Source organism: Caulobacter sp. ALps2 (assembly GCF_058681635.1).
The window spans coordinates 1581639-1603115 of sequence record NZ_CM178743.1 but is presented as its reverse complement, the minus strand read 5'-3'; the positions used below and the strand labels follow the sequence as shown (position 1 = coordinate 1603115).

At 67.1% G+C, this 21477-nt stretch carries 21 protein-coding genes; 10 read left to right on the top strand and 11 right to left on the bottom strand.

Annotated features, from left to right (window positions below):
- Window positions 1-344: 344 nt before the first annotated feature.
- The 4 genes from rpsT to mutM form a co-directional block, all read right to left on the bottom strand.
- The gene (gene rpsT, locus ACW173_RS07615) at window positions 345-620 is read right to left on the bottom strand and encodes a 30S ribosomal protein S20 (RefSeq protein ID WP_165258625.1); all 276 of its coding nucleotides are present in this window, start codon (window positions 618-620) and stop codon (window positions 345-347) included.
- A gap of 195 nt (window positions 621-815) precedes the next feature.
- A complete protein-coding gene (locus ACW173_RS07610) occupies window positions 816-1604 on the bottom strand; it encodes an enoyl-CoA hydratase (RefSeq protein WP_492085941.1) in 789 nt (262 codons plus the stop codon).
- 468 nt (window positions 1605-2072) lie between these two features.
- Window positions 2073-3047, bottom strand: coding sequence for a sensor histidine kinase (locus ACW173_RS07605; protein WP_492084326.1), 975 nt, complete (start codon window positions 3045-3047; stop codon window positions 2073-2075).
- A 179-nt stretch (window positions 3048-3226) separates the two neighbouring features.
- Window positions 3227-4090, bottom strand: coding sequence for a bifunctional DNA-formamidopyrimidine glycosylase/DNA-(apurinic or apyrimidinic site) lyase (gene mutM, locus ACW173_RS07600; protein WP_492084324.1), 864 nt, complete (start codon window positions 4088-4090; stop codon window positions 3227-3229).
- A gap of 83 nt (window positions 4091-4173) precedes the next feature.
- Between mutM and ACW173_RS07595 the strand changes: the two genes are divergently transcribed.
- Window positions 4174-4932, top strand: a complete 759-nt coding sequence (locus ACW173_RS07595; RefSeq protein WP_492084323.1) for a class I SAM-dependent methyltransferase — start codon at window positions 4174-4176, stop codon at window positions 4930-4932.
- Between the two features lie 4 nt (window positions 4933-4936).
- Window positions 4937-6451, top strand: a complete 1515-nt coding sequence (gene ubiB / locus ACW173_RS07590) for a 2-polyprenylphenol 6-hydroxylase (RefSeq protein ID WP_492084322.1) — start codon at window positions 4937-4939, stop codon at window positions 6449-6451.
- Here ubiB and ACW173_RS07585 read toward each other — a convergent pair.
- On the bottom strand, window positions 6448-7008 hold the full coding sequence (locus ACW173_RS07585) for a hypothetical protein (RefSeq protein WP_492084320.1): 561 nt from the start codon (window positions 7006-7008) through the stop codon (window positions 6448-6450). The genes ubiB and ACW173_RS07585 overlap by 4 nt on opposite strands.
- 143 nt (window positions 7009-7151) lie before the next feature.
- On the opposite strand from ACW173_RS07585, the gene coaBC reads away from it, so the two are divergent.
- Entirely contained in the window at window positions 7152-8348 is a 1197-nt protein-coding gene (gene coaBC / locus ACW173_RS07580) for a bifunctional phosphopantothenoylcysteine decarboxylase/phosphopantothenate--cysteine ligase CoaBC (protein WP_492084318.1), read from the top strand.
- 64 nt (window positions 8349-8412) lie between these two features.
- Window positions 8413-8883 carry a dUTP diphosphatase gene (gene dut / locus ACW173_RS07575; RefSeq protein WP_492084316.1) on the top strand — a complete coding sequence of 157 codons (471 nt, stop codon included), beginning with the start codon at window positions 8413-8415 and terminating at the stop codon, window positions 8881-8883.
- Between the two features lies 1 nt (window position 8884).
- Here dut and ACW173_RS07570 read toward each other — a convergent pair whose 3' ends face one another.
- Complete coding sequence (locus ACW173_RS07570) at window positions 8885-9019, bottom strand: hypothetical protein (protein ID WP_492084314.1); 135 nt, start codon at window positions 9017-9019, stop codon at window positions 8885-8887.
- A 390-nt stretch (window positions 9020-9409) separates the two neighbouring features.
- On the opposite strand from ACW173_RS07570, the gene ACW173_RS07565 reads away from it, so the two are divergent.
- The 4 genes from ACW173_RS07565 to ACW173_RS07550 all read left to right on the top strand — a co-directional run bounded on the left by ACW173_RS07565 (window position 9410) and on the right by ACW173_RS07550 (window position 14638).
- Window positions 9410-11200 carry a methyl-accepting chemotaxis protein gene (locus ACW173_RS07565; protein WP_492084313.1) on the top strand — a complete coding sequence of 597 codons (1791 nt, stop codon included), beginning with the start codon at window positions 9410-9412 and terminating at the stop codon, window positions 11198-11200.
- A gap of 131 nt (window positions 11201-11331) precedes the next feature.
- Window positions 11332-12435, top strand: a complete 1104-nt coding sequence (locus tag ACW173_RS07560) for an HlyD family secretion protein (protein WP_492084311.1) — start codon at window positions 11332-11334, stop codon at window positions 12433-12435.
- A gap of 15 nt (window positions 12436-12450) precedes the next feature.
- Window positions 12451-14028 carry a DHA2 family efflux MFS transporter permease subunit gene (locus ACW173_RS07555; RefSeq protein ID WP_492084310.1) on the top strand — a complete coding sequence of 526 codons (1578 nt, stop codon included), beginning with the start codon at window positions 12451-12453 and terminating at the stop codon, window positions 14026-14028.
- Between the two features lies 1 nt (window position 14029).
- Window positions 14030-14638, top strand: a complete 609-nt coding sequence (locus ACW173_RS07550; RefSeq protein WP_492084308.1) for a TetR/AcrR family transcriptional regulator — start codon at window positions 14030-14032, stop codon at window positions 14636-14638.
- Window positions 14639-14651: 13 nt separating this feature from the next.
- Here ACW173_RS07550 and ACW173_RS07545 read toward each other — a convergent pair whose 3' ends face one another.
- From ACW173_RS07545 to ACW173_RS07525, 5 genes are all read right to left on the bottom strand, one after another.
- Window positions 14652-15467 (bottom strand): enoyl-ACP reductase FabI, encoded by an 816-nt coding sequence (locus tag ACW173_RS07545; RefSeq protein ID WP_492084306.1) that lies wholly within the window; start codon window positions 15465-15467, stop codon window positions 14652-14654.
- 74 nt (window positions 15468-15541) lie between these two features.
- Window positions 15542-15823: a hypothetical protein gene (locus ACW173_RS07540; RefSeq protein ID WP_492084305.1), complete on the bottom strand. Its 282-nt coding sequence runs from the start codon at window positions 15821-15823 to the stop codon at window positions 15542-15544.
- A gap of 18 nt (window positions 15824-15841) precedes the next feature.
- Window positions 15842-17056, bottom strand: coding sequence for a beta-ketoacyl-ACP synthase I (fabB, locus tag ACW173_RS07535; protein ID WP_492084303.1), 1215 nt, complete (start codon window positions 17054-17056; stop codon window positions 15842-15844).
- Window positions 17057-17133: 77 nt separating this feature from the next.
- The gene (gene fabA / locus ACW173_RS07530; RefSeq protein WP_492084302.1) at window positions 17134-17649 is read right to left on the bottom strand and encodes a 3-hydroxyacyl-[acyl-carrier-protein] dehydratase FabA; all 516 of its coding nucleotides are present in this window, start codon (window positions 17647-17649) and stop codon (window positions 17134-17136) included.
- 142 nt (window positions 17650-17791) lie between these two features.
- On the bottom strand, window positions 17792-18316 hold the full coding sequence (locus tag ACW173_RS07525) for an SH3 domain-containing protein (RefSeq protein ID WP_492084300.1): 525 nt from the start codon (window positions 18314-18316) through the stop codon (window positions 17792-17794).
- A gap of 72 nt (window positions 18317-18388) precedes the next feature.
- On the opposite strand from ACW173_RS07525, the gene ACW173_RS07520 reads away from it, so the two are divergent.
- A complete protein-coding gene (locus ACW173_RS07520) occupies window positions 18389-19375 on the top strand; it encodes a 2-hydroxyacid dehydrogenase (protein WP_492084299.1) in 987 nt (328 codons plus the stop codon).
- Between the two features lie 298 nt (window positions 19376-19673).
- The gene (locus tag ACW173_RS07515; protein WP_492084297.1) at window positions 19674-21473 is read left to right on the top strand and encodes an alpha/beta hydrolase family protein; all 1800 of its coding nucleotides are present in this window, start codon (window positions 19674-19676) and stop codon (window positions 21471-21473) included.
- The last annotated feature ends 4 nt before the right edge of the window (window positions 21474-21477 follow it).

The window sequence follows — 21477 nt, the reverse complement described above, 5'->3', positions numbered from 1 at the left end:
TGGCGTACGACCGGTTACTCAGCGCACACAGGTTCTTACTCGGCGACCGCATTGGGTCCGCCGCCGCCTTGTTTTTTCCAAGACTGGAGAAGCGCTGAGACGCTTAAACTAGCCAGCGGAGGGGGCCGGTCAAACGGAAAACTTGCGTCCGAGCCCGGATATTTCTGTTGACTCGCGAGAGCCCCTCGCCTGGCAAGGGAATAGTGAAGCCAACCCCTCAGATCACAGATTGCAACGCGAAAAATAGAGCGTTGGATTCAAAGCAAAAGCCGGTCAGGCGGACCTGACCGGCTTTTGTAAATACTTGTAATCGTTGAACGAACGACGTTCGTCCAAGATCTGGACTAGGCGGCGGCCTTATCCAGCTTCTTCAGACGAGCCGCCAGACGCGACACCTTGCGCGATCCGGTGTTCGGATGAACGACGCCCTTCGAGACAGCGCGCATCAGCTCCGATTGAGCCTCGATGAACGCGGCCTTGGCGACGGCGACGTCACCCTTGGCGATGGCGTCGTCGAACTTGCGCAGGAAGGTGCGCACGCGCGAGCGACGAGCGGTGTTGACTTCGGTGCGGCGGGCGATCTTGCGGATCGCCTTCTTGGCGCCGGGATTATTGGCCATGGGTCGGACCTTCAAACGGACAGCCGCGCGGCGACCGCGAAGCAGGGAAAATAGAGCGCGCGGATATACGGGAAGCGCTCGCCGGGGTCAACGGTCCACAGGCAGGAATCCCGCGGGCCATTTTGGCGCAATCGTTTCCGAGCGTGACAGCCAAAAGTGGGAACCGGTTTTGGCGCCCGTCATGCGACCAAAAAACTACTCGCCTTTGAATGCCGGCTTTCGCTTCTCGACGAAGGCCGCCATGCCTTCCTTCTGATCCTCGAACGCGAACAGCGAATGGAACAGGCGGCGCTCCAGAGCGACCCCCGTCGTCAGGGTCGTCTCATAGGCGGCCTCGACCAGTTCCTTGTTCATGGCCACGGCCAGCGGCGACTGGGCGGCGATCTTGGCGGCCACGGCCAGCACCTCGTCGACCAGCGTGTCGGCCGGGAAGATCCGCGACACCAGGCCCGAACGCTCGGCCTCCTCGGCGCCCATCATCCGGCCGGTCAGGATCATGTCCATGGCCTTGGACTTGCCGACGAACCGGGTCAGGCGCTGGGTGCCGCCGATGCCGGGCGCGACACCGAGGTTGATCTCGGGCTGGCCGAACTTGGCGGTGTCGGCGGCCAGGATGAAGTCGCACATCATGGCCAGCTCGCAGCCGCCGCCCAGGGCGTAGCCGGCGACGGCGGCGATGATCGGCTTGCGACACTGCTCGATCGCCCGCGCGCCGGCGGTGAAGAAGTCGGCCTTGAACATCTGGGCGTAGCTCTTGTCCGACATCTCCTTGATGTCGGCGCCGGCCGCGAAGGCCTTGGCCGAACCGGTCAGCACGATGCAGCCCACGGCGTCGTCAGCCTCCGCGACCGCCAGCGCCTGGGCCAGCTCGCCCAGCAGCTGGGTGTTGAGGGCGTTCAGGGCCTCGGGCCGGTTCAGGCGGATCAGGGTCACGCCCGGAGCCTTGTCCGGCGCTTCGACGATCAGGGTCTGGTACTCGGCCACGTCTTCAGCCATCGGGGCGGTCTCCTGCTTGAACGGTGCAGTTATAGAGAGGCGCGCGGCGTTGGGGAGCCCTCTAACCGCCACGGCGTCGCCGCTTCACGCGGCGTGGCCGCTGAAGGTGTGGAAGGGACGCGGAGCGCCGGACGACGCCTTCCCGAAGAAAGGCCGGCGAGCGCTACCCGCTCGACCACCCCGACAGCCGTCACGATCGCCGGCCGGACGCCCCTTCCAAGCCATCGGGTGAGGAAGAGTATGGGGCGGGGTTGAACGCGGATCATTCGGCGGCGTGTAAAATCGACAAGCGATTGATTTCGCTGCGTTCTATCTTGCGAATTCCGGGGATGCAGCGCGCCCAATCCCCTCTTTCCATGAAAGAGGGATTCGACAGCGACCCCGCCCGGAACTTCGTACGGCCGGCTATCGGGACCTGAGCCCCGCGGCCCTGATGGGCGCCCGCGACGAGACTGACTAACCCGAGGTCGACGGCGCCAAGGCCGCCAAAATCGTGCAAACAAGTCCCTCCGGTCTGTAGTCCAGGTTGACCGGACCCCGTAGATCCGCGGCAAGGCTGCGCTGCAGAAGGCGGACACCAAAGCCTTGCCGCTGGGGCGGAGCGACGGTGGGGCCGTCGTGTTCTTGCCACACGATCTCGACCGTCTGCGGATCAGGACAAGACCATCGAATATCGATGTAGCCCCGCTCGTTCGACCATGCGCCGAACTTCGTCGCATTCGTGGCCAGCTCGTGCAGCGCCATCGACAGGGCCAAGGCAAGGGGAGGATGCAGCGAGACCGTCGGACCCGCCAAGCGCAGTCGCTCAGCGTCGACAATGTTGGGCAGAATGACCTCGCGCGCGATTTCCGCGAGCTGGCTACCTTCCCATTGCTGCCGCGTCAGGACGTCGTGCGCCTTCGAGAGCGCCATCAACCTCGCCGTGAAAGCCGCCCGGGCCGCGGACAGGTCTTCAGTGCCCCGAAAGGTCTGCGCCGCGAGAGATTGGACCGTGGCCAGGTTGTTTTTGACCCTGTGATTCAGCTCCCGGACCATAAGTTCAAGCTGCTCAATACCGCGCTTTCGCTTGGTGACATCGCGATAGAGCAGCACCAATCCTTCGGCCGTTGGCAGAATGCGCAGCTCCATCCATGCCAGCCCACCGCCGCGTATTGGCCACTCTCGCTCCAAGGTTACGGGCTCACCGGTCTTGATCGCTTGTCGGTAGAGATCTCTCAGGGGTTCGAAATAGGCCTCCGGCCAGGCCCGCTCGTGAGACAAGCCCAATATGTCTTGGGCTCGGCGCCCCTCCATCGCCAGCGCCGCCCGGTTTATCAGTAGGACCGTGAGGTTTCGGTCGAGCAGGATGAATCCGTCGACGAGGCTGTCCAAAATACTGGCGGCCAGATGTGGTGACAGCGATGGAGCCGAGGCGGACACGGATTTCGTCATGATCTGCTCCACAGGGCAGCGCCCTCGCACAGTAGACGGCATCGCGCGCGGCGCCCACGCCCACGAACACTGTTCCACGGCATCAGTCTCCGCGTGGGCGCCGAAGCCGAAGTCGCGCGCCTCGGCGCAGCCCATCCATAGGCACGTCAGCTAAAAACCCAGCGCGACCTCGACCGCCCTCACACCTGGCACACCGGACAGAAGAACGTCGACCGCCCCGCCTGGACCTCGCGGGCGATGACGCCCTTGCAGCCGGGGGTGGGGCATGGCTCGTCCTCGCGGTCATAGACGCGGAAGCGGTGCTGGAAATAGCCCAGCGCGCCGTCGGCGGCGGCGAAGTCCTTCAGGGTGGAGCCACCGACCTCGACGGCCTCGGCCAGCACGTCCTTGATCGCCGTGGTCAGCGGACCAAGCCGCTTCTTGGCGATGCCGCCCGACGGCTTGAACGGCGAGATGCGCGCGCGGTGCAGGGCCTCGCACACATAGATATTGCCCAGGCCCGCCACGGTCTTCTGGTCCAGCAGCAGGGTCTTGGGGCCCTGCTTGCGATTGGCGAAGGCCTTTTCCAGAGTCTTGACGTCGAAGCCGTCGCCCAGCGGCTCGGGCCCCATGGTCGCGAACCAGGGGTGATGGCTGACGCGATCGGTCGGGATCAGGTCCATGAAGCCGAACCGGCGCGGGTCGTAATAGGTGACCAGCGCGCCCTCCTCCGTCTCGAAGACCACGTGGGCGTGCTTGTCGTCGGGCGTGACCTCGCGGGCGAAGTCGCCGGGCCTGATCGAGCCCACTGGCGAAGCAATCTCAAAACGGCCGGTCATGCCAAGGTGCATCACCAGGGTGTCGCCGCGATCCAGCGGGGCCAGGATATATTTGGCGCGGCGGTCCAGCCGCAGGATCTTCGCCCCCGTCAGCCGCTGGACGAAGCCGTCGGGCAGCGGGAAGCGCAGATCCGGCCGGTTGGCGCGGACGCGGGCCAGGCGCGCGCCGGACAGCACCGGCTCCAGGCCCCGGCGGACGGTCTCGACTTCGGGCAATTCGGGCAAGGATCATTCCTTAAGGCGATGACGCGGCGCGAGGCGCAAGCTAAGAGCGTCCTGTCATATAAAGAGCGCGGCCCAAAGACGTCATGAGCAACACCTCCGCCAGCTTCGGTTTCACGGATGTCGACGCCTCGCTGAAGGCGGGCCTGGTGCGTGGGGTCTTCGACCGCGTCGCCAAGAACTACGACATCATGAACGACCTGATGAGCGGCGGCGTGCACCGGCTCTGGAAGGACGCCGTGGCCGCGCGCCTCAATCCGCAGCCGGGCGAGGTGATCGTCGACTGCGCCGGCGGCACCGGCGACATGGCCCGCCGCTTCGCCAAGATGGCCCGTGGCGCCCAGGAGCGCCGTGGCGGTCCGGACGCGACCATCAACATCGTCGACTACAACGCCGAGATGATCATGGCCGGCATCGAGCGTGGCGGCGAGCCGGAGATCACCTGGACCGTCGGCGACGCGCAAGCCCTGCCGCTGCCCGACGCTTACGCCAACGCCTATGTGATCTCGTTCGGCATCCGCAACGTCACCGACATCGACGCGGCCCTGCGCGAGGCGCGCCGGGTGCTCAAGCCCGGCGGCCGTTTCCTATGCCTGGAGTTCTCGCGCCCGGTGACCGAAGCTCTGGCCAAGGCCTATGACGCCTACAGCTTCAAGGTCATCCCGCAGGTCGGCGAATGGGTCGCCAAGGATCGCGACGCCTATCAGTACCTGGTCGAGAGCATCCGTCGTTTCCCCGACCAGAAGACCTTCGCCGGCATGATCGAGAACGCCGGCTTCAAGCGGGTCAGCTACACGAACTTCACCGGCGGCGTCGCGGCCCTGCACCAGGGCTGGGCGCTCTAGGACCGTGGCCAACCTGTCCGCCTTCTGGCGCCTGACCGGCGCGGGCTGGGCCCTGGTCCGGGCCGACGCCCTGGTCCCGCGCGAGGTCGAGCCGCTGCTGCCGGCCCCCGCAAAATGGGCCGGCCGGCTGCTGCGCCTGTTCGCCGGTGGAGCCGCCCGGCACGGCCGGCCGGGCGAGCGCCTGGCGCGGGTGCTGGAAAAGCAGGGTCCGGCCGCGATCAAGATGGGCCAGTTCCTGTCGACCCGGGCCGACATCTTCGGGACCGCCTTCGCCGAGGACCTCTCGCGCCTGAAGGACCGGCTGGCGCCATTCCCGCTGGCGGTGGCTAAGGCCGAGATCCAACGCAATCTCGGCAAGCCGCTGGGCGAGATCTATCTCGAGATCGGCGAGCCGGTCGCCGCCGCCTCGCTGGCCCAGGCCCATCCGGCCGTGCTGGTCGACGGCCGCGAGGTCGCCGTGAAGGTGCTGCGCCCCGGCGTCGAGCGCCAGGTGGCCCAGGACAGCGCCGTGCTGCGCCTGGCCGCCAAGCTGGCCCAGCACCTGGTCCCGGCCTCGCGCCGCCTGCGCCCCACCGAGTTCGTCGAGGTGGTGATCCGGTCGCTCGACCTGGAGATGGACCTGCGCTTCGAGGCCGCCGGCTGCGCCGAGCTGGGCGAGGCCATGGCGACCGATCCTTATATGCGCGCGCCGCTGGTCTGCTGGGAGGGTGTCGGCAAGCGCGTCCTGACCCTGACCTGGGCCGAGGGCGTGCCGCTGTCGGACGCCGCCGCGCTCGATCTCCCCGGCCTGGACCGCAAGGCCCTGGCCGAGAATGTCACCCGTGGTTTCCTGGCCCAGGCCCTGGACCACGGCCTGTTCCACGCCGACCTGCACGAGGGCAACCTGTTCGTCGCCGCCCCGGCCGAGGTCGTGGCCGTCGACTACGGCATCGTCGGGCGCCTCGGTCCCGGCGAGCGGCGCTACCTGGCCGAGATCCTGTACGGCTTTCTCAATCGCGACTACGCCAGGGTCGCCAAGGTCCATTTCGACGCCGGCTACGTGCCCGCCCACCAGGACGTCGACGCCTTCGCCCAGGCTCTCCGCGCCGTCGGCGAGCCGGTCTTCGGCCGTAACGCCCGCGAGGTCTCCATGGGCCGCCTGCTGGCGCAGCTGTTCGAGATCACCGCCCTGTTCGACATGGCCCTGCGGCGGGAGCTGGTGCTCCTGCAGAAGACCATGGTCACGGTCGAGGGCGTGGCCCGCCGCATCGACCCGACCCACGACCTGTGGGCCGCCGCCGACCCGGTGGTGCGCCGTTGGATCGGGAGAGAGCTGTCACCCGCCGCCAAGGCCCGCGACTTCGCCGAGGAAGCCCTGCGCGCCATCAAGGCCCTGGCCCGCTTGGCCGAAGCCCCGCCTCCGACCGCCGCCGTGGTGGTCGAGCGCCAGCAGCACACCTGGCCGCTGCTGTGGTTCCTGGTCGGCGCGGCGACGTCCGGCGCGGCCTTCGTCACCGGCATGCTGCTGGCCCCGCGCTAGCTCTCCGTCTGCTCCCGCGGCTTCGCCGCCGAGGCCCGGCGCGCCTCGCGGGTCTTCTGTTCGTCCCAGTAGGCAGCGCCCTCGTCGGGCTTGAACATCGTACGGGGCGCGCCCTCGCGCGAGACCACCGCGAAGACATTGTCCTTGGGGTCGTAGATCAGGAGGTCGCCGTTCGAGCGCTTCAGCGTCTCGGCGCCCTTGGGCGGGTCGCTGACGAAGGCGTGAACCTTGGCGACATAGTCGTCGGTCGACTTGGCCTCGAACGTCGCGCCGTTGCGCTCGAACGAACGCTGGGCGTTCTCCTCGGCGCTGCGGGTGCGGTTGGCGGCCCAGTAGGGCTTGCCCGAGACCAGCTTGACCGGCGCGTCGCGCGGATCGCCGCGGCGGCCGCCGTCCTCTGGCAAGCCGCCCGTCTCCGCCGCCAGCGCGGATTCCGTCTGGGCCCGCTCGCCAGCCTTGGGCGCCTTCACCGCCGAGGCGCCGCTGTCACAGCCCGCCAAGGCCGCGAGGGCCAGGACCGTCGCCACACTGTACGCAACTTGTCGTGCAAACTTCATGATCGTATCCGCCCTTTCATTCTACTTTGACGATTACTGAACGAAAGCGGAACGCGAGTCGAGTCCCTATCTTTACGGCTGGCGCTTTGCCGTCGGCATGGGCATGTGCAGGGACGATAGCGAACGCGGAAGCGGAGCACGGCGTGAACGGCAAGCGGGTTCTTCTGATCGTCGGCGGCGGGGTGGCGGCCTACAAGGCGCTGCTCCTGACGCGGCTCCTCCGCAAGGCGGGCGTCGGCGTGCGGCCGATCCTGACCAAGGCCGGCGCCGAGTTCGTGACGCCGCTGTCCCTGGCGGCGCTGGCCGAGGACAAGGTCTATCAGGAGCTGTTCTCCCTGACCGACGAGCACGAGATGGGTCACATCGAGCTGTCGCGCTCGGCCGACCTGATCGTGGTCTCCCCGGCGACGGCCGACCTGATCGCCAAGGCGGCGAACGGTTTGGCCGGAGACCTGGCCTCCACCACCCTCTTGGCCACCGACAAGCCGGTGCTGATGGCCCCGGCCATGAACGTGCGGATGTGGCTGCACCCCGCCACCCAGCGCAACATCGCCACCCTGAAGGCGGACGGCGTCAGCTTCGTCGGCCCCGACGAGGGCGCCATGGCCTGTGGCGAGTTCGGGCCGGGCCGCCTGGCCGAGCCGGAAGAGATCTTCGCCGCCATCGTCGCGCAGTTGGAAGGCCCCGCCGCCCGTCCGCTGGCCGGCAAGCGCGCCCTGGTCACCGCCGGCCCGACCTTCGAGCCGATCGATCCGGTGCGCGGCATCACCAACCGTTCCAGCGGCAAGCAGGGTTTCGCGATCGCCGAGGCGCTGGCCAAGCTGGGCGCCGAGGTCACGCTGATCGCCGGTCCCGTCGCCCTGCCCACCCCGGTCGGGGTCAAGCGGGTCGATATCGAGACCGCTCGCCAGATGCTGGCCGCCAGCCAGGCGGCTTTGCCCGCCGACGTCGGGGTGTTCGTGGCCGCCGTCGCCGACTGGCGCGTGGACGAGGCGTTCGGGACCAAGCTGAAGAAGGAAAAGGGCGGCCCGCCGGCCCTGACCTTCGTCGAGAACCCCGACATCCTGGCCACCCTGTCGGCCAGCGGCCCTCAACGGCCCAAGCTGGTCATCGGCTTCGCGGCCGAGACCGACCACGTCGAGGAACACGCCCGCGCCAAGCTGGCCCGCAAGGGCTGCGACTGGATCATCGCCAACGACGTCACCGAGCCGGGCGTGATGGGCGGGGGCGAGAATGCCGTGCTGCTGATCACCCAGGGCGGGACGGAGCGCTGGGACCGAGCGGCGAAGGACCAGGTCGCGGCCCAGATCGCGCAACGGATCGCGGCCCATCTGGCTTAGGGGGCTCTGGTCTGACGCCCGGCAAATCAGCTACAGCCGGGCCACCCTAGAAAGGAACGCCCGCATGTCCGCCATCCCCGCCGGTCTCGCCATCCGCTTCAAGCGCTGGGAAGGTCAAGCCGACCTGCCGGTTCCGACCTACGCCACGGCCGGCGCGGCGGGCTTCGACCTGCGGGCTCACGTGCCGGAAGACGCGCCGATCGTGCTGAAGCCGGGCTCGCGCTGCATGGCCCCGACGGGCTTCTCGGTGGCGATCCCAGACGGCTGGGAGATGCAGGTGCGCCCGCGCTCGGGCCTGGCGTTCAAGAACGGCGTCACGGTGGTCAACGCGCCGGGCACCGTCGACAGCGACTATCGCGGTCAGGTCTGCGTGCTGCTGATCAATCTGGGCGAAGAAGATTTCACGATCCGCCGCGGCGACCGCATCGCCCAGGGGATCATCGCGGCGGCCCCGCAATGGCCGCTGGTCGAGGTCGACGACCTGGACGCCACCGACCGTGGCGCGGGCGGCTTCGGCTCGACCGGTTCGAAGTAGTTCAGAATCCTGGAGCCGCGTGAACGGCCTTGAGGCCGATCATCAGATAGCCGCCGAAGCCGGCCGCGAAACCGGCCGCCGCCATCCACAGCACCGGGCGGATCATGTCGAGCGGCGTTTGGGTCTGGGTCTTCATCTGAAGGTAACTCCTGCGACCGTGAGCGGGGGCCAGCGGGAACTCGCGCTGGAGGAGATACGCGCTCCCGCGCCGTTGGTTGCGTTGGGGAGCGGCTTTTACTTTGTCGTGATTCCGACGCAAGCGGAAATTGCGACCGGACGCCGCGGGTGGTTTTTCGCCTCAAAGTAGAGAGGAGATCATCCGTTTACTGACGAATTTCGGCAAGAGTAGTTTGAAGCATAGATGCCTGCGTCAACTTGACGCGCGGCGGTCGGATTCCCGATTTTTACTGGCCTTGGAAGCGGCTTCCCGCGCCTGGATTCCAGTGAACATTGGTATTGGCGTCATTCCTTTGATTTTATTAACCGTACCGCGACAGCTTTTGGCTCGATTACGGAGCCGAGAACCATGTCTAACCTGAAGGTCGCTCACAAACTGCTGTTCGCGTTCGCCGTGCTCGTGGCCGGCGTCATCATCGCCGGCGCGCTGGTCGCCGCCAGCATGGCCTCGATTCAGAAGATCACCGCGCTGAACGAGCACAGCTACGGCTATGTCGACGCGATCAGCGACACGACCGGGGCCTTGGTCGAGGAGCAGAACGCGGTGCGCGGCTACGTCGCCAGCCTGGACCCCTCGTTCCTGAAGAAGCGCGCCAAGTATCACGAAGAGTACGAGGCGGCGTTCAAGCGCATCGCCGCTGGGATCGAGGACGCGGACGAGAAGGCCCGGGCCGACGCGCTGACGGCCGCCGTCGCCGTGTTCGAAGCCGAGACCGCCAGGCAGATCGCCGACGCTGACAATCCGGCCATGCTGGAACAGGCTCGCAAGGAGATCGCCTCGACCGGCCGTCTGACCAACATCCGCAAGGTGCTGGAGGCCATGACCAGGATCGAGGACCAGCAGCTGGCGCAGCGCCGCGTCGAGCAGACCCGGGCCTTCCGCGGCGGCCTCTTCACCCTGGCCGCCGGCGGCGCCGTGGCCGTGGGCGTGGCGATCCTGATGGGCTGGCTGCTGTCGAACGCCATCGCCGCCCCGGTCACCGCCATGACGGCGGCGATGCGGCGTCTGGCCGGCGGCGACAACGCCGTCGCCGTGCCCGCCGTGGGCCGCAAGGACGAGATCGGCGGCATGGCCGCCGCCGTGCTGACCTTCAAGGAGGCCGCCGTCGAGAAGATCCGCCTGGAAGGCCTGTCGGCCGAGCACCGGGCCGAGGCCGAACGCACGCGCGAGGCTGGCGAGGTCGAACGCGCGGCCAACGCCCGCGAGCAGTCGGTGGTGGTCGGCCGCGTGGGCGAAGGGCTGGAAGCCTTGGCCGGCGGTGATTTGACCTTCCGCCTGAACGAGGCCTTCCCGCCCGCCTATCGCAAGCTGCAGGCCGACTTTAACGCGGCCATGGACACGCTGGCCCAGACCATGACGGTGATCAACGGCGCGGTCGGCGGCATCCAGGCCGGTTCAGGCGAGATCAGCCACGCCGCCGACGACCTGTCGCGCCGCACCGAGCAGCAGGCCGCCAGCCTGGAAGAAACCGCCGCGGCCCTCGACGAGATCACCGCCACGGTCCGCAAGACGGCCGATGGCGCCGACAGCGCCCAGCGCACCGTCGCCAACGCCCGCCATGACGCCGAGAAGGGCGGAGAGGTCGTCGACCGCGCCGTGGCCGCCATGGGCCAGATCGAAAGCAGCTCGCGCGAGATCGGCGCCATCATCGGGGTGATCGACGAGATCGCCTTCCAGACCAACCTGCTGGCCCTCAACGCCGGCGTCGAAGCGGCTCGGGCCGGCGAGGCGGGTCGTGGCTTCGCGGTCGTGGCCCAGGAAGTCCGCGCGCTGGCTCAACGCTCGGCCGAGGCCGCCAAGGAGATCAAGGCCCTGATCAACGCCTCCACCGCCCAGGTCGACGAAGGCGTCGGCCTGGTCGGCGAGACCGGCGAGGCCCTGCGACGGATCATCGCGGGCGTGCAGGACATCAACCGTATCGTCGCCGAGATCGCCGCCTCGGCCCAGGAGCAGTCGACCGGCCTGCAACAGGTCAATACGGCCGTGAACCAGATGGACCAGGCCACCCAGCAGAACGCCGCCATGGTCGAGGAAAGCACGGCCGCCAGCCATGCGCTGTCGAACGAGGCGCGTGAACTGGGCCGGCTCGTTGAGCGGTTCCGGCTCGCGGACGGCCGGAACGTCCGCCGCGCCGCGTGATCCAAAACCCTGACTGAAAACATCGGTCGCTGTTAATTGAAAATTGGACGACTGCGTCCATTTATCCCTTGAAGCGCGCGCCGGACGGGACTATCCGGCGCGCTTGAAGCCTATTTGCAAGGGTCTGGGTCATGGCGACGCCGGGTAACAAGAAGCTGGTTCCGATGATCGTCGGCGGGGTCGTCCTCGCCGGGGTGGTCGTCGGCGGGACCCTGTGGTTCCTGGACAAGCAACGCTACGAGGCCACCGACAACGCCTTCGTCCAGGCCGACACCGTGTCGGTCAGCCCGCAGGTCTCCGGCTATGTGGCCGAGGTGCTGGTGGCCGACAACCAGCGGGTCGAGGCCGGCCAGGTGCTGGCCAGGATCGATCCGGCGACCTTCCAGGCTCGCGTCGACCAGGCGATCGCCAACGCCGGCGCCGCCGACGCGGCCATTCGCGCCGTCGACGACAAGAACAGCCTGGAACAGGCGATGATCGCCCAGAAGGCCGCCGGCGTGACCAGCGCCCAGGCCGACGCGGGCCGCGCCAAGGCCGACCTCGAGCGCTACGACGCCCTGGCCAAGCAAGGCTGGGTCTCGCAGCAGAAGGTGCAGACCGAGCGCGCCGCCGCCACCCAGACCACCGCCGGCGTCGCCAGCGCTCAGGCGGCCCTGGAAGCCGAACGCCGCGCCGCCCAGTCGCTGGGCTCGGCCAAGGCCCAGGCCGTCGCCCAGGCCGCCGCCGCCCACGCCGCCGTGGAACAGGCCAAGCTGGACCTGGAGCGCACCGTGATCCGCGCGCCGGTCGCCGGCGTGGTCGGCGCCCGCTCGGTCCGTCCGGGCCAGCTGGTCCAGCCGGGCGTCGCGCTGATGTCGGTCGTGCCGCTGGGCCAGGCGTTCATCGTCGCCAACTTCAAGGAAACCCAGGTCTCGCGCATCCGGGTCGGCCAGCCGGTCGAGATAAAGGCCGACGCCTTTGGCAAGCAGAAGATCGTCGGCAAGGTCGACAGCTTCGCCCCCGCCACCGGCCAGGAGTTCGCCCTGATCCCGGTCGAGAACGCCGTCGGCAACTTCACCAAGATCACCCAGCGCCTGCCGGTCAAGATCGTGGTCGACCGCAGCCAGCTGGGCGCTGCCCTGCGTCCGGGCCTGTCGGTCGAGATCAAGGTCGACGTCCGCGACCGCTCGGGCCCCTCGTTCGCCGAGGCCGGCCAGGCCACGCCGCGGATCGCCCGCCAGGGCGTGGACCGCTAGTCGAGGCGTACGGTCATGACCGACGCCGCCACACCCGCCGCCGCCACATCGACCCAGGTCGACTGGACCAAGCTGTTCCTCGGCTTCGGCGCGATGGTCATCGGCCAGTTCATGGCCATCCTGGACATCCAGATCGTGGCGGCCTCGCTGCCGCAGATCCAGGCCGGGGTCGGGGCCAGCACCGATCAGATCAGCTGGATCCAGACCGCCTATCTGATCCCCGAGGTCGTGATGATCCCCCTGTCGGGATATCTGTCGCGCCTGTGGGGGACCCAGCGGCTGTACCTGATTTCCTGCGCCGGCTTCATCGTCATGAGCGTGCTGACGGGCCTGTCCACGTCGATCGACATGATGATCCTGACCCGGGCCCTGCAGGGCTTCATCGGCGGGGCGATGATCCCGACCGTGTTCGCCGTGGCCTTCACCGCCTTCCCGCCCGAGCGGCGGGTGACGGCCAGCGTGATCATGGGCCTGATCGTCACCCTGGCCCCGACCGTCGGTCCGACCCTGGGCGGCCACCTGACCGAGGCCCTGTCCTGGCGCTGGCTGTTCTTCATCAACGTTCCGACCGGCCTGATCGTGCTGTTCGGCGTCTATCGCTGGGCCGATTTCGACAAGGGCGATCCCAGCCTGGCCAAGGGCTTCGACTGGTTCGGCCTGGCGGTGATGGCGATCTTCCTGATGAGCATGCAGTTCGTGCTGGAGGAAGGCGCCAAGGATGACTGGTTCGACGACAGCGGCATCCTGTGGCTGACCGTGGTGGCGGTGATCGGCGGCGGCCTCTTCATCTGGCGACAGCTCACCTACAAGAACCCCATCGTCGAGCTGCGCGCCTTCGCCAATCGCAACTTCACCGTCGGCGTGCTGATGACGGCCGTCTCGGGCGCCAGCCTGTTCGGCGGCACCTTCCTGCTGCCGCAGTTCCTGGGCCGGGTGCGCCACTATTCGGCGTCGGAAGTCGGCACGACCATGGTGGTCTCGGGCCTGTCGATGTTCCTCACCGGGCCGATCGCTGGTCGGCTGGTGCGCAAGACCGACCCGCGCGTGCCGATGTTCATCGGCTTCCTTCTGGCCGGCTGGGGCATGTACATGGCCCACGGCGTGACCAAGGACTGGGGATTCTGGGAGTTCGCCGGCGTTCAGGCTTGCCGCGGCGTCGGGGTCATGATCGCCATGATCGCGACCCAGCAGATCACGATGAGCACCCTGCCCCCGCACATGGTCAAGAACGCCTCCGGCCTGGTGAACCTGTCGCGCAACACCGGCGGGGCGATCGGCCTCGCCCTGCTCGCCACCTCGATCACCCAGCAGACCGCGCTGTACTACGACGACATGACCTCGAAGGTGATGCAGGGCGGCGCGACGGCCAACATGATGGCCGGCCTGACCGAACGCATGATGCAGCTTGGTGTCACCGATCCCGCCGGCGCGGCGCGCAAGGCCATCGGTGGGATGATGCAGCAGCAGGCGACGGTGATGGCCTTCGGCGACAGCTTCACCCTGCTAGCCATCGGCTGCTTTGTCGCCGCCGGCGTCTCGCTGCTGGCCGCGCCGGTCAAGAACGCCCCGCCGCCGCCTTCGGACGCTCACTGATATGCCCCGCGTGCCTGGACAAATCGACGTCGCCAAGACCGAAGCCATCCTCGACGCCGCCGTCGAGGTGATCGGCGAACGCGGCCTCTCGGCCCCGATGGAGGCGATCGCCCGCCGCGCCGGGGTCTCCAAGCAGACGGTCTACAATCACTACGGTTCCAAGGCCGACCTGATGCGGGCCCTGATGAACCGTCGGGTCGAGGCCATCACGGCCTCCCTTCGGGAACCGGGGGCCATCGAGAACCCGACCGAGGCCCTGGAGGCCTATGCGCGCTCGGTGCTGGAGACGGTAATCACCAGCAAGAGCTACTCGATGATGCGGGTGATCATGCTGGGCGCGGGCGAGATGCCCGACGTGGCCAGGGAGGTGTTCGAGGCCGGCCCGCTCAGCGCCCGCCGCCAGCTGGCCGCGTTCCTGAAGACCGAAACCGAGCTTGGCCGGATGAAGGTCGAGAATTTCGACCAGGCGGCGGAGTTCTTCTCCGGCATGGTCATGGGCCACGGCCAGCTGCGCTCGCTGCTGCGCCTGCCGTCCGACAAGACCCCAGACGAATACGGCCGCCTCGCGAGGGAGGCGGCCGTTCGTTTCATGCGGGCTTACGCGCCGTAACCCCAAGGCAGCCTTATGCCTCTTCGGCGTCCGGCATGCCCATCATGTGGAAGCCGGCGTCGACGTGAACCACTTCGCCCGTGGTCGATTTGCCGAGATCCGAGGCCAGCCACAGGGCGCAGCCCGCGACGCCTTCCATCGAGGTGTCTTCCTTCATGGCGCTGAACGCCCGGCCCTGGGCGATCATGCCACGGCCGCCAGAGATGCCGGCCAGGGCCAGGGTGCGCATGGCGCCGGCCGAGATGGCGTTGGCGCGGATGCCCTTGGGGCCCAGGTCGCGGGCGATGTAGCGGGTCGAGGCTTCCAGAGCCGCCTTGGCCACGCCCATGGTGTTGTAGTTCGGGATGGTCCGCTCCGACCCCAGATAGGTCATGGTGATCAGCGAACCGCCGTTCGGCATGATCTTCGAGGCGCGCTTGGCGACGTCCACGAAGCTGAAGGCCGAGATGTTCATGGCCAGCAGGAAACCCTCGCGGGTGGTGTTGTCCACGAACGAGCCCTTCAGCTCGTTCTTGTTGGCGAAGGCCACCGAGTGGACGACGAAGTCCAGCGTGCCGAATTCCTGCTCGATGATCTCGAAGGCCTTGTCCATCGAGGCGTCGTCGGTGACGTCCGCCGGGATCAGAGTCTTGACGCCAATGCTCTCGGCCAGCGGCCGAACACGGCGCTCAAGCTCTTCGCCTTGATAGGTGAAGGCCATCTCGGCGCCCTGGGCGGCCAGTTGGCTGGCGATGCCCCAGGCGATGGAATTGTGGTTGGCCACGCCCATGACGAGGCCCTTCTTGCCCCGCATCAGCTCGCCCTTGGGGAACGCGTAATCGTCGGCCATGTGTCGGGCCCCTTCTGAAGTCGTTGCCCGTGGTTAGCAGGGGCCGGGGCGGTGCGGAACCCTCTCCGCTCGGTTCAGTGGCGAGCCAGGCCGGTCAGCGCCGCCTCGTCTCGCCCGAGCGCGGTCAGGGCCAGGACCCGCGCCAACAGTAAGCCGGGCCGCTTACCATCGAGCGCCAAGCCAGCGTCCAGGGCTTTCAGAGCGCCTTCCGGCTGATCCAGGCCCAGCCGAGAGACGCCGGGAATATGCCAGGCCTCGACGCTGGGCGCATCGATCACCAGCCGCTCGCACAGGGCGGCGGCCTCGGCCAACCGGCCGGCCTTGTAGAGATCGAAAGCCTCGCGAGCGGTCGTCAAAGCGACCGCCCCCGAGCCTTAGTCAACGCGGCTGAAGATCAGCGTGCCGTTGGTGCCGCCAAAGCCGAAGCTGTTGGACATCACCGTTTCCAGCGGCTTGTCCGAGCGCTCGAGCAGGATCGGCAGGTCGGCGAACTCGGGGTCCAGCTCCTCGATGTGGGCGCTCTTGGCGGCGAAGCCGTTGTTGAGCATCAGGATCGAGTAGATGGCCTCCTGCGCGCCGGCGGCGCCCAGGCTGTGGCCGGTCAGGGACTTGGTCGACGAGATCAGCGGAGCCTTGTCGCCGAACACGTCGCGCACCGCGCCCATCTCCTTGCTGTCGCCGACCGGCGTCGAGGTGCCGTGCGGGTTCAGATAGTCGATGGCCCGGTCGCCAGCCTGAGCCATGGCCAGCTTCATGCAGCGCGCCGCGCCCTCGCCCGACGGGGCGACCATGTCGAAGCCGTCCGAATTGGCGGCGTAGCCGACCAGTTCGCCGTAGATCTTGGCCCCGCGCGCCTTGGCGTGCTCGTACTCTTCCAGCACCACCACGCCCGCGCCGCCGGCGATGACGAAGCCGTCGCGGTTCTTGTCGTAGGCGCGGCTGGCGACGGCCGGGTTATCGTTGAAGTGGGTGCTCATCGCGCCCATGGCGTCGAACAGGTTCGACAGCGTCCAGTCCAGTTCCTCGCAGCCGCCGGCGAAGATGATGTCCTGCTTGCCCATCTGGATCTGTTCGGCGCCCGCGCCGATGCAGTGGGCGCTGGTCGCGCAGGCCGAGCTGATCGAATAGTTGATCCCGCGGATCTTGAACCAGGTCGACAGCACCGCCGACGGGCCCGAGCTCATGGCCTTGGGCACCGCGAACGGACCGATCCGCTTGGGACCCTTCTCGATCGTCGTGGCCGCGGCCTCGACGATGACGCTGGTCGAGGGCCCGCCCGAACCGACGATCAGGCCGGTGCGCTCGTTTGAGATGTCGGCCTCTTCCAGCCCGGAATCGGCGATCGCCTGCTCCATGGCGATATGGGCATAGGCCAGGCCGGGCGACAGGAAACGCGCGGCGCGGCGGTCGACCAGCGCCTCCCACTCGATCTGGGGCGCGGCATGCACCTGGCAGCGGAAACCACGCTCGGCGTATTCCGGCGCGGCGACCACGCCGGACTTGGCTTCCCGCAGGGACGCCAACACCTCATTGGCGTTGTTGCCGATGGACGAGACGATCCCCAGTCCGGTGACGACGACGCGACGCATATCGTAAATCCTCTTCTCCCCCGGGGAGACCCGCCGTTCTTTGGGCCGGCTCTCGAGGGCCAGTCTCGTCTAACGGATCAAGAAGCCATCTGTTCGGGCGTGAACAGCCCGACCTTCAGGTCCTTGGTTTCGTAGATGGGCTTGCCGTCGGCTTCCAGGACGCCATCGGCGATTCCCATGACCAACTTACGCATGATCACCCGCTTCAGGTCGATCTTATAGACGACTTTCTTGACGTCTGGCGTCACCTGGCCGGTGAATTTCACCTCGCCCACGCCCAGCGCGCGGCCACGGCCGGGACCACCCGACCAGCCCAGGAAGAAGCCGACCAGCTGCCACATGGCGTCCAGGCCCAGGCAGCCGGGCATGACGGGATCGCCGATGAAGTGGCAACCGAAGAACCAGAGGTCGGGATTGATGTCGAATTCGGCCTCGACATAGCCCTTGCCGTACTTGCCGCCCTCGGCCTCGATACGGACGATGCGATCGAACATCAGCATCGGCGGCGCGGGCAGCTGAGCGTTGCCGGGGCCGAAAAGCTCGCCGCGACCGCAAGCGAGGAGTTCTTCGAAGGTATAGGCGTTCTTCTGCATAGGGACGCCCTAGCACGGCGGCGGGTCAGGTCTCAACGTTTCCCTGACGCCGTATGTTCCGGGAGCCCGTTCCTCCGAACGATCTCCCGTTTGCTCTGCGCGCGACGGGCGCCGAAACCGCTGACACTTTCGGCTGTCGCGCTCAGCCCTTGCGACACTGGATGGCGGGATCGGCGCCCCAGATGTCGATTTCGCGCGCCCAGCCCGACGAGCCGTCAGCCCGCAGCCGGCACCAGCCGTCCTCGCACTTGTCCAGGCTGGCGACGGAGCGTCCCTTCAGATAGGCGCTGACCTTGGCCCCCGCCTTGGGGGCGCTCAGCAAGGCCAGATTGCTGGGCTGCACCCGCATCGCCGAGCGGCGGCCATCGATCACCCGGCGATGCACCCAGGCCAGGCCGCCCTCGGGATCGCAGATCCGCCGCCACTCGCGCGTCTCGGCCACGATCTGCACCGGCAAGCCCTTGGCATGATAGATCCACAAGAGCTGGTGAGCCTCATCCGGGCCGTTGCGCGCGTTGACCTCGGCATATTTCAGCGACACGTAGCGCGGCACCTCCAGCCCAGACGGCGTGATCCGGGGGCCGTCGGCCAGGGCCGGGCCCGCCAACAGGGCGCAGATCGCCCCAAAGATGAAATGAAACGAACGATGTTCTGTTTTCGACGGCATGTTGCTTGGCCCCCTGGGGCCCCTTTGCTACAGCTTTCAAACGCCCGTCAGTGAGAGCTTTTCAAACCGCCCATGGCCGCTCGCAAGCTCAAAGTCATCGTCACCCGCAAACTCCCCGATCCGGTGGAGACGCGGATGTGCGAACTGTTCGACACCGAACTGAACGTCTCCGACAAACCCTTGACGGCGGATGAACTGGTCGACGCCATGAGCCGGGCCGACGTGCTGGTGCCGACGATCACCGATCGTATCGACTCCCGCCTTCTCTCGCGATCCGGCGATCGGCTCAAGCTGATCGCGAATTTCGGCGCCGGTGTGGACAATATCGACGTCGCCACCGCCAACGCCCGCGGCATCATCGTCACCAATACGCCGGGCGTCCTGACCGAAGACACCGCCGACCTGACCATGACCCTGATCATGGCCACCTCGCGCCGGGTCGTCGAAGGCGCCGAGGTGGTCAAGGCCGGCGGGTTCCACGGCTGGTCGCCGACCTGGATGCTGGGCCGGCGCCTGTGGGGCAAGCGGATCGGCATCATCGGCATGGGCCGCATCGGCCAGGCCGTCGCCCGCCGCGCCAAGGCCTTCGGCATGCAGGTGCACTATCACAACCGCAAGCCCGTCAGCCCGCGCATCGCCGAGGAGCTGGGCTGCACCTACTGGGAAAGCCTGGACCAGATGCTGGCCCGGATGGACTTCGTCTCGGTCAATTGCCCGCACACGCCCGCCACCTATCACCTGCTGTCGGCCCGCCGGCTGAAGCTGCTGCGGCCGCACGCGGTGATCGTCAACACCGCCCGGGGCGAGGTCATCGACGAAGGCGCCCTGGCCAACATGCTGGCCAAGGGCGAGATCGCCGGCGCGGGCCTCGACGTCTACGAGCACGAGCCGGCCATCAATCCCAAGCTGCTGAAGCTGCCCAATGTCGTGCTGCTGCCGCACATGGGCTCGGCCACGGTCGAGGGCCGCATCGACATGGGCGAGAAGGTCATCGTCAACGTCAAGACCTTCATGGACGGTCACCGGCCGCCGGATCGCGTGATTCCTTCGATGCTCTGATCTCCACGGTTGCACTGCAAAACAACCTCCACCAAGAATAGCTGGCGTTGGGGAGTTGGAGTGTAGCTTGAGAGAGAACTTTACGGGGCGCCACCGCGCGTCCGGCATTTCCCGGCGCGCCGTCGTGGCGGTCTCGGCGGCGCCACTTTGCGCTGCGACGACCGAACTAACCGTGGCCGATCCGAAGCTGGCGATCCGCCAAAAGTTGCTCGCCCAACCTAGCCTGCGGGATGCCGCCTTGTCCCCAAACGGGCGGCGGGCGGCGACCTGCGGCGTCCGAGGACGCGAGGCCGATCGCATGGCGTTTGTGTTGAGCTTCGACGCCGAGAAGCCCGAGACGCCTAAAGCCAACATTCCGATCGGCGACTGCGAAATCGAGCGTATCGCCTGGGTTGGTGACGAGCGCCTGCTGGTTTGGGTGCTGCTGGACAAGAACAAGAAGGGCCAAACCACGGGAATCCGCTGGAAAGGCGACGTTATCCGGCAGTTCACCCGACGCGTCATCGCCATGGATGCCGATGGCCAGAATCAGGTCATCCTGTTTGGCAATCAGAAGTCCACCTTGAGCAGCCGGCGAAACCTCGGCGATGTGGTCGACTTCTCCAGCGAGGATGGCAACAGCATCCTGATGCAGGCTTGGGACAGCCAATACAACTGCCTGGCGCTGCACCAGGTCGACGTCACCACGGGCAATGCGACGCTCCTAGAGCGCGGGGCTAGCGCGACCGATGGCTGGCTGACTCAGAAGGGCGTTCCGGTCATACGGCTCGACTCGACGGGTTCGACGGTGTCGGTCCAGACGCGCGCGCCCGGCCAGACCGAGTGGACCTTCTACAAGAAGTACAGACGCAACGAGGCCGCCAAGCTGGATGGCATCGACTTCCTCGGCTCGACCCCCGAGCCTGGGATCATGCTGGTCGCCACGACCTTGGACGGCGAAGACACCCAATCGATCCGAACCTTCGATGTCCGCGACCTGCAGTTCAAGACCAAGGTGGGCGGGCGCTCCGACCGCGACATGAGCGGCTGCGTCGCCGATCGCGCGCGTCGCCTTGTCGCCACGACCTGGATTGATGACCGCCTGAACTACGAATTCGTCGATCCCGATCTGGCCCGGCACTACCGGAGCATTGGCGGCTTTTTCAAGAACGACTGCAACGTCGCCATCCGGAGCATCAGCCTCCAGCAGGATCGGCTGCTCGTCTACGTGTCCGGCCCGCGCCACGCGGGATCCTACTGGCTGTACGATCGGACGAAGGCCAAGCTGCAACCACTGGGCGCTGCCTATTCGGGCCTGTCTCAAACCCCGCTGGCCGGAATGGAAGCCATCAAGCTGGTAAGCCGTGACGGTCGCACTTTGGCCGCCTACCTGACGACGCCCACGAAGGCGACTGGCAAGCGGCCACTGATCGTGCTGCCGCACGGCGGGCCCGAGACCCGCGACATCTATGATTTCGATCCGCTAGTCCAGGCCCTGGCGTTGGAGGGCTGGATGGTTCTGCAGGTCAACTTCCGCGGCTCGTCCGGCTATGGACGCGCTTTCGCCGACGCCGGTCGCAAGCGTTGGGGCGATCTGATGCAGAACGATGTCGAGGACGCTGTTCAGACCGTGCTCGACCGCGGCGAAGTCGACCCAAGCCGGATCGCCATCTGCGGCATCAGCTACGGGGGCTACGCGGCCTTGATGGGGGCGGTGAAGACCCCCGATCGCTACAAGGCCGTGGTCTCGATCGCCGGAGTCAGCGATCTCATGAAGATGCTAGGCTTCGTTCGCGACATAGAGGGTTCCTCGTCGATGGGCTACGAGTATTGGCTCAAGACGATTGGCGACCCCTCCAACGACCGCAAGGCGATCGCGGCGGCCTCACCGGCCTTGCGAGCCAAGGAGATCAAGGCTCCGGTCCTCCTAATGCATGGTGATCTGGACGGCGTCGTCGGTGTCGAGCAGTCGCGGATCATGCGCAATGCGCTGAAGGGCGCTGGCCGTCCAGTCGACTATGTTGAGGTCCCAACGGAGGGCCACCCCAATTGGGGCGAGGACAACCACCAGATGATGGTGACCCGGACGATCGAGCACATCCGTAAAGCCTTCGCCTGACCTT

Bases quoted from the DNA above. Each gene is read 5' to 3' on its own strand.
- rpsT (WP_165258625.1), bottom strand. From the start codon at position 620: ATGGCCAATAATCCCGGCGCCAAGAAGGCGATCCGCAAGATCGCCCGC.
- ACW173_RS07605 (WP_492084326.1), bottom strand. From the start codon at position 3,047: ATGACGAAATCCGTGTCCGCCTCGGCTCCATCGCTGTCACCACATCTG.
- ACW173_RS07595 (WP_492084323.1), top strand. From the start codon at position 4,174: ATGAGCAACACCTCCGCCAGCTTCGGTTTCACGGATGTCGACGCCTCG.
- ACW173_RS07585 (WP_492084320.1), bottom strand. From the start codon at position 7,008: ATGAAGTTTGCACGACAAGTTGCGTACAGTGTGGCGACGGTCCTGGCC.
- dut (WP_492084316.1), top strand. From the start codon at position 8,413: ATGTCCGCCATCCCCGCCGGTCTCGCCATCCGCTTCAAGCGCTGGGAA.
- ACW173_RS07570 (WP_492084314.1), bottom strand. From the start codon at position 9,019: ATGAAGACCCAGACCCAAACGCCGCTCGACATGATCCGCCCGGTGCTG.
- ACW173_RS07565 (WP_492084313.1), top strand. From the start codon at position 9,410: ATGTCTAACCTGAAGGTCGCTCACAAACTGCTGTTCGCGTTCGCCGTG.
- ACW173_RS07560 (WP_492084311.1), top strand. From the start codon at position 11,332: ATGGCGACGCCGGGTAACAAGAAGCTGGTTCCGATGATCGTCGGCGGG.
- ACW173_RS07555 (WP_492084310.1), top strand. From the start codon at position 12,451: ATGACCGACGCCGCCACACCCGCCGCCGCCACATCGACCCAGGTCGAC.
- ACW173_RS07550 (WP_492084308.1), top strand. From the start codon at position 14,030: ATGCCCCGCGTGCCTGGACAAATCGACGTCGCCAAGACCGAAGCCATC.
- ACW173_RS07545 (WP_492084306.1), bottom strand. From the start codon at position 15,467: ATGGCCGACGATTACGCGTTCCCCAAGGGCGAGCTGATGCGGGGCAAG.
- fabB (WP_492084303.1), bottom strand. From the start codon at position 17,056: ATGCGTCGCGTCGTCGTCACCGGACTGGGGATCGTCTCGTCCATCGGC.
- fabA (WP_492084302.1), bottom strand. From the start codon at position 17,649: ATGCAGAAGAACGCCTATACCTTCGAAGAACTCCTCGCTTGCGGTCGC.
- ACW173_RS07525 (WP_492084300.1), bottom strand. From the start codon at position 18,316: ATGCCGTCGAAAACAGAACATCGTTCGTTTCATTTCATCTTTGGGGCG.
- ACW173_RS07520 (WP_492084299.1), top strand. From the start codon at position 18,389: ATGGCCGCTCGCAAGCTCAAAGTCATCGTCACCCGCAAACTCCCCGAT.
- ACW173_RS07515 (WP_492084297.1), top strand. From the start codon at position 19,674: ATGGCGTTTGTGTTGAGCTTCGACGCCGAGAAGCCCGAGACGCCTAAA.